Below are 13468 nucleotides of genomic sequence, written 5' to 3' on the forward strand. Positions count from 1 at the left end.
GCTCGAAATGGGCCCACGCGCCCAAAGGCTCCGCGTCCGCGACGCGGACGTGGAGAGGGCGTGGGGACAGTCTCGCGGGCTTGGGGTGGGTGACGGGCGGCGCACGAAGGAGGGCGGAACCGGTGACCGGCTCCGCCCTCCTTCGTGTGGTTACTCCGCGGCCGAGCGGCGACGCGTGGTGCCGCCGACCAGGAGCGAGCCCAGCAGCAGCGCCCCGAGGGCGAACGGGAGGGTCGGGCCGAGATCGAGACCCGTCACGGCCAACGGACCGGATGCGGCACGCACCTCGAGCGGCGCCCAGCCGATGACGGCGCCGGACGCATCCGTCACGACCAACCGGTGCTGACCCGTGGGCGCATCCGCCGGGATCGAGACCGTGATCTCCCCCGCCGTGGAGACGACCTTCGTCCCGAGATGGACCGGCGTGGAGAACAGCCACGCGTCGACCGACGAACCCGCGCGGGACGCACCGACACCGATCGTGATCGACGAGCCGGCCGTCACCACGCTCGGAGCCGTGATTCCGCCGCGCGTCGCGTCGGTCAGAGCCGACTCCGCGGGCGGCTGCGCACCACCGGTGCCGGGCTCGCCGGGCGTGCCGGGGTTGCCGGGGTTGCCGGGGTTGCCGGGGTTGCCGGGAGCAGCGACGACCACGACGGCGGCCGATGTGGCCGTACCCGAGACGAAGCCGTCGGCGGATGCGGTGACGACCGCGCGCAGCTCGTGGCCGAGGTCGGCCTCGGTCGCGGTATACGTGGCCGAGGTCGCGGACTCGATCGGCTGACCGTCACGCGTCCAGGCATAGGCGAGGGTGGCGTCGGCGGGGTCGCTGTCCTCGAGGCGGGCGGTCAGGGTCGCTCCCACCTCCGCGGCACCCGCGAGCGACACGGCACCGACGACGACGTGACGGGTCACCGTGATCGTCACGGTGCGGGAGGTGCCGTCGACAGCCGTGACCGTGATGGATCCTGCGCCCCCCGCATCCGCGGGCTGCACGATCTCCACCGCGGCCTCGTCGTCGACCGCCACGGCGCCGATGGTCGGCCAGGCCGCGCCGTTGGTGTCGACCGCGTATGCCTCGCGCGCCGGGTCGAATCCGTCGAGCAGTGCATCACCGATCGTGACGCGGGCGAGATCCGTCACGTTCGACGGGGATGCCGCCAGCGCGTTGATCTCGACCTCGGACACGATCATGTGCGTGTTCTCACGGGCCTGCATCACGACGCGCACCTCGTCGGCGACGACCCCGCCCAGCGGAACCTCGACGGTCGGCGCGCCGGACTCGGGAACCGGGACAGCGATGGCCTCGCCGGCGATCCAGTCACCGCCCGTGATGCGGTGCTCCACGCGGAGGGACTGGGCCCAGCTGGCCGTGCCGTCGCGATAGAAGTACACCTTCACGTTGGAGATCTGCTGCCTGGAGCCGAGCACATACGTCAGGGTGTCCTGCGTGTTCTTGGTGCCGGAGCGCCAGTTCGACCATCCCTTGTCGGTCGTGATGCCGTTCTTCGTGCGGTCGACGCTGTAGCTGGGGCTCTCGGTGAAGGTCGCCGACGCCCTGCTGTCGCCGGCGACGTTCCGCGTGCCCGGAGCCGTCACAATGACGCTCAGACGTGCCTCGATCGTGGCGCCGCCCGCCACCGTGATCGCGCCCGGAACCGTGACAGTGCCCGGCTGCGCGAAGTCGGCGTCGCCGACTCCGCTGAAGTCCCAGCTCACCGCAGCGTCGTAGGCCGTTCCGCCCAGGCGCACCTCGGCGGGCACCGTCGTGGGCGCCGCGGCCGCGACACGGTCCCGCGTCGCACCGGCGTACGTCGTGATCGAGACGGGACGCGTCGCCGTGTACGCGCCGATCTCGACGGTGGCCTCGACCTCGAAGCCCGCACCGAACACGTCCTTCCCGGAGCCCGGCACCTGCACGGTTCCCGGGGCCGAGAAGTCGGCTCCGGTCAGATCCCACGCGACGGCGGCCGTGCGCTGCACTCCACCGCGGTAGTTCAGCGTGACGGTGCCCGGCAGCTCGGGCTCCTCGCCGACGGCGGTCGCCGCCGTGACGGGCGCGACGCTCGTCACCCGAGTGGACGCGATCGTCCACCGCTGGTTGCCGCCGTTGTTCGAGGTCCATGTTCCGACCGTCGTGCCGTCGGCCGTGCCCTGCCCGTTCACATCGAGCACGCGCTCCGCAGAGGCGCTCAGCAGCGAGTAGGTGCGTCCGTCGGTCGTGGACGGGATCCACTGCAGCGAAGGATCGGATGCGGCGGCCGCCGCATCCGCCGACACGAGTGTCGTGCTCGTGCCGTTCACGGCGAGGAAGCGTCCGTCACCCGCCTCGAGGGCGATGCGGTGGCGGTTCGTTCCTTCGCCCGAGATCGAGTGCACGGTCCATGCCTGAGCGGGTGCCGCATCCGCGGTCGTCGCACCGGTGCGGATCGCCAGGCCGTTCGGGTCCGCCGCGAGGGCCTTGCCGCTCTGGACACCGAAGAGCTGGTACGTCTCGCCGTCTTCGAAGACGGCCGCATCCGCCGCGACGCCCGAGACACCCGAGACGACGAGCGTGGTCACCGACTTCGCCGGCACCGTCACCGTCGCAGACTTCGACGCCGCGTCGACCGGAACGGCCGTGCCCGTCACGAGCGCGTGGTCGGTGACGTCACCGGCCGACGACTCGGTCGTCACGATGGGGGTGACCGTGGCACCGGGAGCGATGTTCGCGAAGCGGGACAGGTCGACCTGCACGGTGCGCTCGGAAGCCTCGGAGTTGATGTGCACGAGGGTCACGCCGTCGCCCTCGGCCGTGAGGGCCGCGGTGGTCTGCGTATCGTCGGTGGGGATGAGACGGTCGCCCGGCTCGATGTAGTGCGTGAAGTTGCGCACCGTGTTGAACTTCGAGTTCGTCAGCACCTGGCACGACGGGTCAGCGTCGCCGTCGGCGATGCGTCGCTCGGAGTTCCCGTCGGCGTTGCAGTCGAAGTCGATGAAGACGCTGCCCCAGTTGAGCTTCTCGACCTTCTCCATGTTGTAGAGGTCCTCGACGGGCTGCCAGAACACCCAGGCGGTGGGCTCGAGCTCGCGCAGGTCGTCGACGATGCGCGTCGCCATGCCGATGCCGTTCTCGATGTTCGTCTGGTTGAATCCGCTGCCGCCGTTCCAGTCGCCCTCGACCTCGCTCATCCAGAGCGGCTTGTCGGAGGCCTTGGCGATGTCGCGCACGATCAGCCGGTCTCCCGTGCCGTAGGTGTGGACGTTGAGCTGATCGACGAGCCCCTTGGACTCGGCGCTCCAGCCGTTCCAGTTCTGCACGAACTTCGACGGGTTCGTCTCGTCCATCGCCGAGATGCTCACGTCGGTCGTCGTGCCGGGCTCGGCCAGGCGCGCGGCGAGCGCCTTGATCATCTGGTCCTGCCTCGTCGGACCGATGTGGGCACCCTCCTGGCGGCTGGCGCTCGTGGGCCACGTCGCGCCGTTGGGGATGCGGGTCTGCCAATAGTCGGTGTTGGGCTCGTTGAACGGGTCGAGCGTGTCGAAGGTGATCCCGTGGGTCTTCTCGAGCTCTTCCACCACGTTCACGAGATAACTCGAGAACGCCGCCATGTCCTCGGGGGCGAGCTGCTCGCTCGTGGCGTTGTTGATGCCACCCGAGACGTAGCCGCTCTGCGTGAGGAAGTACGGCGGGGAGTTGCTGAAGGCCTCCCAGTGGGTGATCTTGTCCTTCAGCGCGTCGAGCCACCAGCGCTGTCCCTGATCCGCGTCCCAGTTGTAGTGGTCGGGGTTCTCGCCGTCCCATGCGGCCGCGTAGCGGTCCCGGTCGGCGTAGTCCGAGGTGATCTCGCCGTCGTCGTCGCTCTCGCCGAGCTCGGGGTTCCACCATCCGGGCACCGCTCCGCCGGGACGCAGGTACGACGGAACGTCCGTCGCATTGCCGCCGCCGATGTTGTAGCGCGCGATGTTGAGGTTCAGGCCGTCTTCGCCGAAGACGGCGTCGAACAGCTTCTGCCGAACCTCGGTGGGGTAGCCGCCGGTCGCGTTGGCGAACCAGACGAGGCTCGTGCCCCAGCCTTCGAACGGGTCCGACGCGATCGCGGGATTCGGCGTGATGCGCACATTGCTCGCGGCCTGGGCCTGCGGCGGGGAGACCGCGGCTCCCGCGACGAGTGCACCGGCACTGAGGGTTCCGACGCACAGCAGCGACAGGAATCTGAGGGACTTCATCGTCGATCCTTCCGGCCGCGTCCTCGCAGCCCTGGGGGGATGGTGTTTCGTGTTGACGTAAACATGTTGACGTCAACACGAAACATAGCGGATTCCCAGTCGCCCGCACAACGTCTGCATCGCACCACCGCACCGGCGCGTGTGGAGGCACCCGAGGCGCGCGGGATCAGCGGATGCGGGGGCCCGAGCTCGCGCGCACGACGAGTTCGGTCGGCACGAGCGTGCGGTCGTCCACGCTCTCGCCCTCGATCTCGGCGAGCAGCGCCCGGATGGCACCGGAGCCGAGGCGGTCGAAGTGCTGCCGCACGGTCGTGAGAGGAGGCCAGTAGTTGGCCGAGTCCGGCATGTCGTCGAAGCCCACGACGCTGACGTCGTCGGGGACCGCACGACCGGCCTCGTGCAGAGCGCGCACGAGCCCGAGGGCCATCTGGTCGTTGGAGACGAACACCGCGGTGACCGAGGCGTCCTGCGCGAGCCGCGTACCGATCTCGTAGCCCGAATCGGCCGTCCAGTCACCGACTTCGACTCCGGGCACGGGCGCTCCCCGGCGCTCGAGGGTCTCGCGCCAGGCGTCACGCCGGCGCTCGGCCGCGTACGACTCGAGCGGACCCGATACGTGCCACACGGTCTCGTGCCCGAGATCCAGCAGGTGCTCGGTGGCCAGGCGAGCGCCCTGCGCCTGATCGTTGTCGACGACCGGGTAGGCGTAGGCCGCGTGCGAGTCGAGGACCACGACCGGCAGTCCCGTGGGCAGCGCGATCTCCGACTCGTCGAGACGGTGGGACTCGATGAGGATGATGACGCCGTCCACGGCATGCTCGCGCAACCGCACGAAGGCGCCGGAGACATCGGACTGCGATGCCGTCTCGACGGTGATGAGCGTCAGCGAGTATCCGGCGGATGCGGCGACGGAGGCGACCGCATCCAGGGTCCGGGTGTTGCCGTAGCTGGAGAGCGAGAACATGATCACGCCGATGGAGCGGAACTTGCCCGAGCGCAGCGCCCGCGCGGCGCTGTTGGGCCGATAGCCCAGCTCGTCCATGGCGGCCAGGACGCGGGCGCGGGTGTCGGGGTCGACATTGGCGCGCCCGTTCGCGACACGTGACACGGTCTGCCCGGAGACACCGGCGAGAGCGGCGACGTCCGCCATCGAGGTCTCGCGTCGGCGCGCACGAGGTTCGCCCGGTGTTGCTGCCGTGACGTGGCTCATGCCCGAATCCTCCTCGATGTTGACGTTGACATGTTAGCGAGAGCGGAGTTATGTTTACGTCAACATACCGCGGAACCCGAATTCTGCGGAGCATTGCGTTCACAGAAGAGGCATCGGACGATGACGACCACAGCGGCTCCCCCACCCGCGCTCCGCACACCCAAGCGGCGGCGTTTCGCGGTCGACCAGAAGGGCTGGTTGTTCGTCGCCCCCTTCGCGATCGTGTTCGCACTCGTGTTCCTGGCACCGCTCGTCTACTCGCTGTACCTCAGCTTCTTCCGCGAGCAGATCGTGGGTGGCAACGCGTTCGTCGGACTCGACAACTACTTCACCGCGTTCACCGACACCAAGCTGTGGGACGGCTTCCTGCGCGTGCTGCTGTTCCTGATCATCCAGGTTCCGATCATGCTCGTGCTGGCGCTCGCCGCGGCCCTGGCGATCGACAGTGCTCGACTGCACGCCTCCGGCTTCTACCGGATCGTGATCTTCCTGCCCTACGCGGTACCGGCCGTCGTCGCGGTCCTCATGTGGGGCTATATCTACGGCGACCAGTTCGGTCTCGCCGGCAACATCAACGACCTGTTCGGCGCCCAGATCATCACGCCCTTCGTGCCCGAATGGATGATGGTCTCGATCGGCAACATCGTCACCTGGCAGTTCGTCGGGTACAACATGCTGATCTTCTACTCGTCGCTCAAGACCATCCCCGGAGAGCTGTACGAGGCCGCATCCCTCGACGGCGCCGGAACCTGGCGCACGATCTTCTCGATCAAGCTGCCGGCGCTGCGCGGCTCGATCGTCATCGCCACGATCTTCTCGATCATCGGCAGCTTCCAGCTCTTCAACGAGCCGAACATCCTCAAGCCTCTGGCCCCCAACACGATCACGACGTTCTACACGCCCAACATGTACGCGTACAACCTGTCGTTCGCCGGCCAGCAGTACAACTACGCCGCCACCGTCGCGATCATCATGGGCCTCATCACCGCGATCGTCGCCTACGTCGTGCAGCTGCGCGGATCCCGTCAGGAGATGCGATGACCGCCCCCGCCTTCGCCCGTACCTCGCCGTTCATGCGGCGGAAGTCGCTCATCCTCACCATCGTGATGAGCCTGTTCATCCTCTACACGTTGCTGCCGCTGTTCTGGCTGCTGATCAACGCGACGAAGGAACAGGGCGACCTGTTCACGACCTTCGGCCTGTGGTTCGGGAACGGCTTCCACCTGTGGGACAACATCGTGGAGACCTTCACCTACCGTGATGGGATCTTCCTGCGGTGGCTGGGCAACACCCTGCTCTACGTCGTGGTCGGCGCCGGCGGCGCGACGCTGCTCGCGACCCTCGCCGGATACGGCCTGGCGAAGTACAACTTCCGCGGCCGCAAGGCGGTCTTCGCGGTCGTCATCGGCGCGGTCGCCGTGCCCGGCACCGCCCTCGCCGTGCCCACCTTCCTCATGTTCAGCCAGATGGGGCTCACCAACACCCCGTGGTCGATCATCATCCCCTCGCTCATCAGCCCGTTCGGCCTCTACCTCATGTGGGTCTTCGCCAGCGACGCGGTGCCCACCGAGCTGCTGGAGGCGGCCCGCATGGACGGCGCGGGCGAGTTCCGCACCTTCTTCACGATCTCGGTGAAGCTGCTCACCCCCGGCATCGTCACGGTCGTGCTCTTCACGGTCGTCGCGACCTGGAACAACTACTTCCTGCCCCTGATCATGCTGAGCGACCCCGCCTGGTATCCGCTCACGGTCGGTCTGAACCAGTGGAACGCGCAGGCGACGGGTGCCGCCGCCGAGCCGATCTACAACCTGGTGATCACGGGCTCGCTCCTGTCCATCATCCCCATCGTCGTCGCTTTCCTCATGCTGCAGCGGTTCTGGCAGTCGGGGCTGAGCGCCGGAAGCGTCAAGCAGTGACGAGGGGCACTGTCTGACACCCGATTCCCCCTCACCACCGGCGCGTCCTGCTCCGGCATCCACAACAACGAAGTGAAGGAAAGTCCCATGTCACACATGCGCAAGGGTTCGGTGCTGCGTCGCGCCGCATCCGTCGTGGCCATGACCACCATCGCGGGCATCGCGCTGGCTGCCTGCGCCGGCGGCGGCGGTGCAGCCTCCGGCGGCGGAAGCGCCGACGACCTCGACAAGGCCCTCGAGGCCGGCGGCGAGATCACGTACTGGTCGTGGACGCCCTCCGCCGAGGACCAGGCGGCCGCGTTCATGAAGAAGTACCCGAACGTCAAGGTGAACGTCGTCAACGCCGGCACCAACAAGGACGAGTACACCAAGCTGCAGAACGCGATCAAGGCCGGCTCCGGCGCCCCCGACGTCGTGCAGATCGAGTACTACGCCATGCCGCAGTTCGCCCTCACCGACGGCCTGCTCGACCTCTCGTCGTACGGCTTCGGCGACCTCGAGAACGACTACACCGCCTCGACGTGGGGCTCGGTCGACTTCGACGGCAAGATCTACGGTCTGCCGCAGGACTCCGGCCCCATGGCCATGTTCTACAACAAGGCCGTCTTCGACCAGTACGGCCTGACCGTTCCCACCACCTGGGACGAGTACATCGAGACCGCGAAGAAGCTCACCGCGGCCGACCCGACCAAGAAGATCACGAACGACACCGGCGACGCCGGCTTCGCGACCTCGATGATCTGGCAGGCCGGCGGGCAGCCGTTCAAGGTCGATGGCACGAACGTGACGATCGACCTCAACGATGAGGGCTCGCAGCTGTGGGCGAACACCTGGAACCAGCTCGTCGACCAGAACCTGCTCTCGGACGCCTCCAGCTGGAGCGACGAGTGGTTCAAGGGCCTCGGTGACGGCTCGATCGCCACGCTGATCATCGGCGCCTGGATGCCCGGAAACCTCGAGTCCTCGGTGCCCAGTGCCGCGGGCAACTGGCGTGTCGCGCCCATGCCGACCTACGACGGCACCCCGGTGTCGGCCGAGAACGGCGGCGGCGGCCAGGCGGTCACCAAGCAGAGCAAGAACCCGGCGCTGGCCGCGGCCTTCCTCAAGTGGCTGAACAACGACCAGGAGAGCATCGACATCTTCGCGAAGTCGGGCGGATTCCCCTCCACCACGGCCGACCTGCAGTCGGACGCCTTCCTGAACGCCGAGAGCGACTACTTCGGCGGACAGCAGATCAACCAGGTGCTCGTGCAGGCCGCATCCGACGTTCGCAAGGGATGGCAGTACCTGCCCTTCCAGGTCTACGCGAACAGCATCTTCAGCGACACCGTCGGCCAGTCCTACGCAAACAAGAGCGACCTCAACGAGGGCCTCATGACCTGGCAGGACCAGCTCGTCAGCTACGGCAACGAGCAGGGCTTCAGCGTCAACAAGTAATCACCGACGAGGGGTGGGTCGCATCGCTTGCCGATCCGACCCGCCCCTTGCCGCATCCCCGACCGGAAAGCGATCATGACCTCCGCCACCCGCATCGCCGTCGCGACGAACGCCGACGGCCCTGCCGTCCCCCGCCGCGTCTTCGGCACCTTCGTCGAGCACATGGGCCGCTGCGTGTACGACGGCATCCACGAGAGCGCGCATCCCACCGCCGACGCGAACGGCTTCCGCGCCGACGTGCTCGAGCTCGTGCGCGAGCTCGGTGCGACCGTCGTGCGCTATCCGGGCGGCAACTTCGTGTCGGGCTACCGCTGGGAGGACGGCGTCGGCCCCCGCGAGGAGCGTCCCGTGCGCCTGGATGCGGCATGGCACTCCACCGAGACCAATCAGGTCGGCCTGCACGAGTTCGCCGACTGGGCCGAGTCCGCCGGCCTCGAGCTCATGGAGGCGGTGAACCTCGGTACGCGCGGCGTCGCCGAGGCCGCCGACCTGCTCGAGTACACGAACCACCCCGGCGGCACCGCCCTCAGCGAGCGCCGGCGCGCGAACGGCCGCGACGAGCCCTTCGACATCCGCCTGTGGTGCCTCGGCAACGAGATGGACGGACCGTGGCAGATCGGCCACAAGACGGCCGACGAGTACGGCCGCCTCGCCGCCGAGAGCGCGCGCCTCATGCGCTTCATCGACCCCGACATCGAGCTGGTCGCCGCCGGCAGCTCCAACCACGAGATGCCGACCTTCGGCGAGTGGGAGCGCACCGTGCTGCGCCACACCGCGGAACTCATCGACCACATCTCCGTGCACGCCTACTACGAGGAGACGCCGGGCGACCCGGCCAGCTTCCTCGCCTCGGGCGCCGCCCTGAGCCGCTATCTCGACGACGTCGCGACCATCATCGACGAGGTGCGCGCCGAGACCGGCTCGACCCGCGAGATCGGCATCAGCGTCGACGAATGGAACGTCTGGAACCAGACGCGCTGGAACGAGGTCGACAAGCCGCGCGTCTTCACCGGCGACTGGCCGATCGCCCCGCACCTCATCGAGGACGACTACACCGTCACGGACGCGGTCGTCGTGGGTTCTCTGCTCATCACCCTGCTGCGCCACGCGGACCGGGTCTCGATGGCCAACCTCGCCCAGCTCGTGAATGTCATCGCCCCCATCCGCACTGAGCCTGGCGGTCCCGCCTGGCGGCAGACGACCTTCTTCCCGTTCCAGCTGACGGCGGCCGCGGCACACGGCACAGTGATCGTCCCGACCATCGAGAGCGCATCGATCGACACGGCCAAGCACGGCGCCGTCGCGGCCGTGGATGCGGTGGCCACCGTGAACGGCGACGAGATCGTCGTCTTCGCGGCCCACCGCGAGCTGGACGAGGCCACCGAGGTCGTGATCGACCTCGATCGCGAGATCGCCGCAGCCGACGCGCTCGTGGTCACCGTGCCCGAAGGCGGCGACCGCCACACCGTCAACTCCGCCGAGGCGCAACCCGTCGCACCCGCATCCCTCACCGCGGTCGTCGACGGCACCCGCGTGCGTCTCACCCTCCCCCCGCTGTCCTGGGCGCGCATCACGCTGCGCGCAGCCCGCTGATCGAAACGAAAGACACCGTGAGCACCTTCACCGTCGGCGAGTCCGACTTCCTGCTGGACGGCGAGCCGCACCGCATCCTCTCCGGCGCGCTCCACTACTTCCGCATCCACCCCGACCACTGGGCCGACCGCATCCGCAAGGCGCGTCTGATGGGCCTGAACACGATCGAGACCTACGTCGCGTGGAACGCCCACGAGCCGGTGCGCGGGCAGTGGGACGCGACCGGATGGAACGACCTCGGACGCTTCCTCGACCTCGTCGCCGCCGAGGGCATGCACGCGATCGTGCGCCCGGGCCCGTACATCTGCGCCGAGTGGCACAACGGCGGACTTCCCGTCTGGCTCACCAGGACGCCGGGCATCGGTCTGCGCCGCTCGGAGCCGCAGTACATCGAGGCCGTCAGCGAGTACCTGCGGCGGGTGTACGAGATCGTCGTGCCGCGCCAGATCGACCGCGGCGGCAACGTCGTGCTCGTGCAGATCGAGAACGAGTACGGCGCCTACGGCTCCGACAAGGAGTACCTGCGCATCCTCACCGACCTGACCCGCGAGGCGGGCATCACGGTGCCGCTGACCACCGTCGACCAGCCCGAGCCGTGGATGCTCACCAACGGCAGTCTCCCGGAGCTGCACCTCACCGGCTCGTTCGGCTCGCGCGCCACCGAGCGCCTGGCGACCCTGCGCGAACACCAGACGACGGGCCCGCTCATGTGCTCCGAGTTCTGGGACGGCTGGTTCGACTGGTGGGGCGGGGTGCACCACACCACCAGCGCCGCCGCATCCGCCGCCGAACTCGACGCGCTGCTGGCCGCGGGCGCATCGGTGAACATCTACATGCTGCACGGCGGCACCAACTTCGGCACGACGAACGGGGCCAACGACAAGGGCCGCTACGCGCCGATCGTCACCTCGTACGACTACGACGCGCCGCTGGACGAGTCCGGCTACGCGACCGAGAAGTTCCACGCGTTCCGCGAGGTGCTCGCCAAGTACACCGACGTCCCGGCCGAGACGGCGCCCTCGCGTCCGGCGGCGCCCGAGCTGTCCGTCGCGCTCACCGCGGCCGGCGACTGGCTCCCCGCATCCGCCGGGCCCACCAGCACCGAGCCCTGCACGTTCGAGGACCTCGGACAGCTCGGACCGCTCGTCCGTTACGACGTCGAGCTTCCCGCGGCGGCCTTCGGAGACGACGACGCGGCCGTGCTCGCGTTCGCCGAGGTGCGCGACCTCGCCTGGGTGTCGGTCGACGGCGTCACCGTCGGACGGCTCTCGCGGGCACTGCACGAGCGGACGCTGACGATCCCCCGCGGCGCGCACCTCACCGTGCTCGTGGAGGACCAGGGCCGCGTCAACTACGACCACCGCCTCGGCGAGACCAAGGGGCTCATCGCGCCGGTGACCCTCGGCGGCAGTGCACTGACCGGGTGGACGGGCACGCTCGTCGACGTGGAGCGCATCGCCGCGGGGATCGGCGCCGCCGCATCCGGATCCATCGCCGGGCGCACGGCGCTGCGCGGTGCGTTCACTCTCGACGCCCCCGCCGACCTGTACCTGGACACCGCCTCCTGGGGCAAGGGCTTCGCGTTCGTGAACGGCTTCTTCCTCGGTCGCTATTGGGCCAACGGTCCGCAGCGCACGCTCTACGTGCCGGCGCCGGCGACCCGCACAGGCGAGAACGAGATCGTGGTGCTCGAGCTCGAGCAGGTGGCGAAGGCCGTGGCGGCGTTCGTGGCCGAGCCCGACCTCGGCCACCGTGAAGAGTGAGCGGCCGACTCGGGCAGGATGGATGACATGACCTGGCTTGTGACCGGCGGCGCCGGATACATCGGTGCGCACGTGGTGCGCGCGCTCACCGCGGCGGGCTTGACCCCCGTCGTGCTCGACGACCTCTCCAGCGGTCACGCCGCCTTCGTGCCCGAGGGCGTCCCGTTCGTCCGCGGCTCGATCCTGCAGCGCGATCTCGTGGAGCAGACCCTGCGCCAGTACGAGGTGACCGGCGTCATCCACGTCGCCGGGTACAAGTACGCCGGCGTCTCGGTGAAGCGTCCGCTGCACACGTACGAGCAGAACGTCGAGGGCACGCGCGTCGTGCTCGCCGCGATGGCGGCGGCCGGCGTCGACAAGCTCGTGTTCTCCTCCAGCGCCGCCGTCTACGGCACCCCCGACGTTCCGCTGGTCGTCGAGGACCTGCCGAAGCGCCCGGCCTCCCCGTACGGCGAGTCGAAGCTGATCGGCGAGTGGCTCATCCGCGACCAGGCTGTAGCGACGGCCGACGAGGATGCACCGCTGCGACACACCTCGCTGCGGTACTTCAACGTCGTCGGCTCGGGCGACCCCGACGTCTACGACACCAGCCCGCACAACCTCTTCCCGATCGTGTTCGAGAAGCTGATCGCGGGCGAGACCCCGCAGATCAACGGCGACGACTACGACACGGAAGACGGCACGAACGTGCGCGACTACGTGCACGTCGCCGACATCGCCGCCGCTCACGCCGTCGCCGCCCGCCGTCTCGCCGCGGGTGAGCCGCTCGAGGCCGCGTACAACCTCGGGTCGCAGAACGGCCTGTCGGTGCGCCAGATCATGGACGCGATGGCACGGGTCACCGGCATCGACTTCACGCCCGTCGTCGGACCGCGCCGCGCGGGCGATCCCGACCGCATCGTCGCCACGGGCGAGCTCGCCGCACGCGACCTCGAGTGGGCGAACCGGTACTCGGTCGACGAGATGGTGCGTTCGGGCTGGGAGGCCCGCCGCCGGGCCTGACCTGCGTTCCTGAGCGGGCGTTCGCCGCCGCATCCCTCCGGATCGCGGCCGCGGGCGCCCGCTTTCGGTTTCGGGGCGCGGCCGGTGTAGGGCACCCGGTGTGCCCGAACTCCTGCACAATCCGCCCCGCCCCCCCATCCGCACGCCACCGGCCCGATCTGCAGGAGTTCGGACACGGCATCGGCTTGCACCGCTCCGCGGCCCGCACCACCGTCCGGCCGAGCTGGCGGCCGAACTGGGGCGCCCCAACTCCTGCACAACCCGCCCCGCGCTCCCGCATCCGCACGCCACCGGCCCGATCTGCAGGAGTTCGGGCACGGCAGGCCCACACCACCAGC

General features: G+C 69.0%; 8 protein-coding genes. 6 read left to right on the top strand and 2 right to left on the bottom strand.

Features of this window, described 5'->3' with window-relative positions:
* Positions 1-150: 150 nt before the first annotated feature.
* Both LXM64_RS16070 and LXM64_RS13880 read right to left on the bottom strand, forming a co-directional pair.
* Positions 151-4209 (bottom strand): glycoside hydrolase, encoded by a 4059-nt coding sequence (locus LXM64_RS16070; protein ID WP_267955108.1) that lies wholly within the window; start codon positions 4207-4209, stop codon positions 151-153.
* Between the two features lie 166 nt (positions 4210-4375).
* Positions 4376-5419 (bottom strand): LacI family DNA-binding transcriptional regulator, encoded by a 1044-nt coding sequence (locus LXM64_RS13880; RefSeq protein ID WP_234073713.1) that lies wholly within the window; start codon positions 5417-5419, stop codon positions 4376-4378.
* Positions 5420-5539: 120 nt separating this feature from the next.
* Here LXM64_RS13880 and LXM64_RS13885 point away from each other — a divergent pair, with 120 nt between their 5' ends.
* The 6 genes from LXM64_RS13885 to galE all read left to right on the top strand — a co-directional run bounded on the left by LXM64_RS13885 (position 5540) and on the right by galE (position 13130).
* Positions 5540-6460: a carbohydrate ABC transporter permease gene (locus LXM64_RS13885; RefSeq protein ID WP_234073714.1), complete on the top strand. Its 921-nt coding sequence runs from the start codon at positions 5540-5542 to the stop codon at positions 6458-6460.
* On the top strand, positions 6457-7335 hold the full coding sequence (locus tag LXM64_RS13890) for a carbohydrate ABC transporter permease (RefSeq protein ID WP_192900654.1): 879 nt from the start codon (positions 6457-6459) through the stop codon (positions 7333-7335). The genes LXM64_RS13885 and LXM64_RS13890 overlap by 4 nt, the downstream gene beginning before the upstream one ends.
* Positions 7336-7422: 87 nt before the next feature.
* Positions 7423-8772: an ABC transporter substrate-binding protein gene (locus tag LXM64_RS13895; protein ID WP_234073715.1), complete on the top strand. Its 1350-nt coding sequence runs from the start codon at positions 7423-7425 to the stop codon at positions 8770-8772.
* Positions 8773-8847: 75 nt separating this feature from the next.
* Positions 8848-10365, top strand: coding sequence for an alpha-N-arabinofuranosidase (locus tag LXM64_RS13900; RefSeq protein WP_234073716.1), 1518 nt, complete (start codon positions 8848-8850; stop codon positions 10363-10365).
* 17 nt (positions 10366-10382) lie between these two features.
* Complete coding sequence (locus LXM64_RS13905) at positions 10383-12128, top strand: glycoside hydrolase family 35 protein (protein WP_234073717.1); 1746 nt, start codon at positions 10383-10385, stop codon at positions 12126-12128.
* A gap of 27 nt (positions 12129-12155) precedes the next feature.
* Positions 12156-13130 carry a UDP-glucose 4-epimerase GalE gene (galE, locus tag LXM64_RS13910; RefSeq protein WP_234073718.1) on the top strand — a complete coding sequence of 325 codons (975 nt, stop codon included), beginning with the start codon at positions 12156-12158 and terminating at the stop codon, positions 13128-13130.
* Positions 13131-13468: the final 338 nt, after the last annotated feature.

It is taken from the genome of Microbacterium binotii (assembly GCF_021398715.1).
GTDB lineage: Bacteria > Actinomycetota > Actinomycetes > Actinomycetales > Microbacteriaceae > Microbacterium > Microbacterium binotii_A.